Annotated in this window: 2 protein-coding genes; one reads left to right on the top strand and one right to left on the bottom strand. The window is 74.7% G+C overall.

Going from position 1 to position 2,368, the window contains the following annotated elements; genetic code table 11:
- On the bottom strand, nt 1–992 hold a 992-nt coding region (locus tag ACIQOV_RS37760), incomplete at its 3' end, for a hypothetical protein (protein ID WP_401055300.1).
- A gap of 206 nt (nt 993–1,198) precedes the next feature.
- Here ACIQOV_RS37760 and ACIQOV_RS37755 point away from each other — a divergent pair.
- Nucleotides 1,199–2,359, top strand: coding sequence for an alpha/beta hydrolase (locus tag ACIQOV_RS37755; protein WP_401055299.1), 1,161 nt, complete (start codon nt 1,199–1,201; stop codon nt 2,357–2,359).
- Nucleotides 2,360–2,368 lie beyond the last annotated feature (9 nt).

Raw genomic sequence — 2,368 nt, 5'->3', positions numbered from 1 at the left:
GCAGGTGCTCGGCGGGCCGCGCCGGATGGACTGAGCGCCGGCCCGCCGCACCGGGTGGTGGCGCCCAGGTGCGCCAGCAGGGTGGAGACCCGGCGCACCACGGTGCGCCGCCCCAGCCCCAGCCGGCGGGCGATGGCATCGTCCGTCGCACCTCCCGCCATCAGCGTGAGGATCCGCCGGTCGCGTTCGTCGATCCGCAGGTCGACCTCGGCCATCGACGCGGGCACGGCCAGGCGCCACAGCGTCTCGAACACCGCCGTCAGCGCGTTCAGCAGTCCGGAGGGCCGGATCAGCAGCGACACCACCCCCGGCCGGTCGTCGGCGGGCAGGGTGACGATGGCCAGGTCGTCGTCGCCGATGGCGAGTTTGAGCGGCGGCTCGTCCAGGGTGCGGGCCTGCTCCCCCGCCTCGATCATCCGCGCCATGTTGGGCCCGACCACCGGGTCCTGGAACGCGCAGCCCTGGTAGATCACGCGGTAGTTGACGCCCGCGGCCATCCGGCGGCGTTGCAGCACCTCCTGGTCGAGGTAGTGGGCGGGGCTGCCGGAGTACGGCGGCACGTCGATGACCCGTAGCTGGTGGCGGGCCGCGAGCTGGAGGCGGCGGCTGGCGGCCAGCACCTCGGCGGGGTCCTCGACCACCTCCAGGGCGCCGTAGCTGCCGGTGTCGCGGCGGGCGAAGCGGTAGAGCCGTTCCAGTTCGGCGCCGGCCCGGCGGGCGGTGGCCTGGCGCAGCGCGTCGTGCTGCAGCACCGCTTCGACGACCCGGGCGGGTGGCAGCGCCTCCCAGGCGTGGTCGCGGTCGTCGGCGCTGTCGGTGGTGTCGAAGGCCACCGCGACGCCCTCGTCGGCGAGGTCGCGCAGGACGGCCAGGACGGCGTCCTCGTCCAGGCCGCTCTCGCGGGCGAGTTCGGGCACGCGGGCCCGTGGCCGGCCGACCAGGCCGTGGTAGACGCGGCCGCGTTCGGAGTCCGGTTCCAGCACGTCGTGCACGACGCCCCCCAGTCATCGTGTCCCGCCACCATGTCATGTCCAGGGCAGGCTTGGGGGAGCCTACCCGCGCCTGCGGCGCACATGCGCCAGTGGCCCAGGTGCGCCGCCGGGGACCCTGGCGTCGGGGCGGGCCCACTGACAAGAGTTGTCGGCGATCAGTCAGATTGCCGAAGATTGCCAAAGGTCGCTGAAGGTCGAGGACGCCCATGCCCCCTGCCCGGCTCCGGCGCGCCCGCGCGGCACTCGCCGCCCTGGCCGCCTGCCTGCTCCCGCTCGCCGCGACGCCCGCGGCCTCCGCCACAGCGGCGCCCGCAGCACCCGCGGCGCCCGCCGTACGCGCCGAGGCCGCCGTACGCGCCGAGGCCGCCGTACGGGACGGGGCCGACGCACCGCCGCCGCTGACCGACGGCTTCGGGCTGACCCAGGTCGGCGCCGCCACCGGCACCGCCACCAACTTCGTCATCACCGTCACCACGGCGAAGGTCGCCGGGCCGCACACCATCCGCATCCTGCTGCCCGCCGACTACGCGCAGCGGCCGGACAAGCGCTACCCGGTGCTGTACTTCCTGCACGGCGCCTCGGACAACCCGAGCGACCCGGCCCTGGCCTACCCCGCGCTGACCGCCGCCCAGTCGATGATCACCGTCATCCCGGACGGCGGCCTGCGCGGCTGGTACACCGACTGGCTCGACCAGAACACCGCCGCCGGCGCCCAGAACTGGGAGACCTTCCACCTCACCCAGGTCCTGCCGTTCGTCGACGCCAACCTGCGCACCCGCACCGACCGCGCCCACCGGGCCGTCGGCGGGCTGTCCATGGGCGGCTTCGGCGCCCTGCACTACGCCCAGGACCGCCCCGACCTGTTCGGCCAGGTCCTCACCATGTCCGGCGCCAACGACCTCTCCACCGACGAGATGATCATCCGCGGCGCCGTGGTCGCCACCCTCACCAACGCCGGCACCGTGCTCTGCGGCCCCAGCGACGGCCACCCCTGCGGCCTGGACTTCGGCCCCACCGTCTCCAGCGACGCCATCTTCGGCACCCCGTACCCGGTGTTCAACGCCGACTGGCGCTGGAACGCCGCCGACCCCGTCTCGCGCGCGGCCCTGCTGGAGCACACCGGCATCACCGTCTACACCGGCAACGGCAACAACAACCCCGCCGACATGGAGTTCTGGGCCGAGGGCACCGCCAAGCGCCTCAAGCAGCGCCTGGACGCGCTCGGCCTGCCGTACCGCTACGTCGGCTACGGCGACGGCACCGGCTGGGGCGCCGACTGCCACGGCGGCCACACCCCGGGCTGCTGGGCGCAGGACCTCGCGGACTACGTCCCGCGCCTGGAGGCGGCCTTCGCCGCCGCGCCCTGAGCCCCTCCC

The organism is Kitasatospora sp. NPDC091257 (genome assembly GCF_044757675.1).
GTDB classification, from domain to species: Bacteria; Actinomycetota; Actinomycetes; order Streptomycetales; family Streptomycetaceae; genus Kitasatospora; species Kitasatospora lactacystinica.
This window is presented reverse-complemented; position numbering and strand designations above follow the sequence as displayed.

Excerpts from the sequence above, each read along its gene's own strand:
- ACIQOV_RS37755 (WP_401055299.1), top strand. The coding sequence starts at position 1,199 with ATGCCCCCTGCCCGGCTCCGGCGCGCCCGCGCGGCACTCGCCGCCCTG.